The organism is Oleiphilus sp. HI0079 (genome assembly GCF_001635105.1).
On sequence record NZ_LWFT01001430.1, the window covers coordinates 1 to 829 of the forward strand.

The 829-nt window shown below is 47.8% G+C and carries 1 protein-coding gene and 1 pseudogene; both read right to left on the reverse strand.

The genetic code is table 11. The features are described from left to right. A pseudogene (locus A3750_RS24595) lies at positions 1-543 on the reverse strand (hypothetical protein); the annotation flags it as partial. After that, the coding region (locus tag A3750_RS24600; protein WP_197475300.1) for a lysophospholipid acyltransferase family protein at positions 540-829 on the reverse strand (290 nt) is incomplete at its 5' end. The gene A3750_RS24600 and the pseudogene A3750_RS24595, both read right to left, overlap by 4 nt.

Consider the following 829-nt stretch of genomic DNA (forward strand, 5'->3'; position numbering starts at 1 on the left):
ACTAAGGCACAAGCGATCATCAAAAAATGATGCCCCACTAATGGCTTTCGCCCAAATATATTCCTGCTCTGTCACGAACTCTTCCAACACCGCAATCGGATCCGCAAGATAACGCGTTAAAACAGGCTTCATGCTATCGCCATCAAAACGCATTACAGAGGCCTGACCCTTTCCAGGCTGATACCAGTTTTCCAACATCATAAACGGCGCAGCGCCTTCAAATAGAGGCTCTATAGATCGCAAAATCACAATATCCAGATCAAGAAATAAGACTCGGCCTTCAAGGCCTAACTTGGCGGCATCAAACAAGGCGAGCTTACGCCAAGCAGAACAATAGCGAGCGTATTTGTAGGGGGGCTCTGGAAAGTCAGGAAGTGCTTTTATCTCGATGTCATCACGAAGGCCAGTTGCATCTTCCGTAAAACAGACAAAGCGAACGGGCGAATCCACATTGCGGCTGACCATCGCGAAGAGGCGATTCACATATTCTGGGCCATACATGTCACCCCATTTTAAGCAAACGACGGTGCGAGATACGTTCATGGCCCGTATGTATGACGACTACCCTTACGGGCATCTTTAAAACGTTTGTATTCCCACTGATACTGCTCGGGCCGATCACGCACACACGCTTCTACCGTGCGATTCATCGCTGTTACCGAAGTCAGTAGGTCGCTACTGTAGATTTCAGGGTCCGCCTTGCGGAACACCATATCAAAACCAGTACCATCATCTCTTCGCAGCGCAACAAGACTAACCACAAGACAATCCGTTTTTTCAATCAAACGCGAAACCAATTTAATGGTATTCGACTCAACCCCCATAAAAG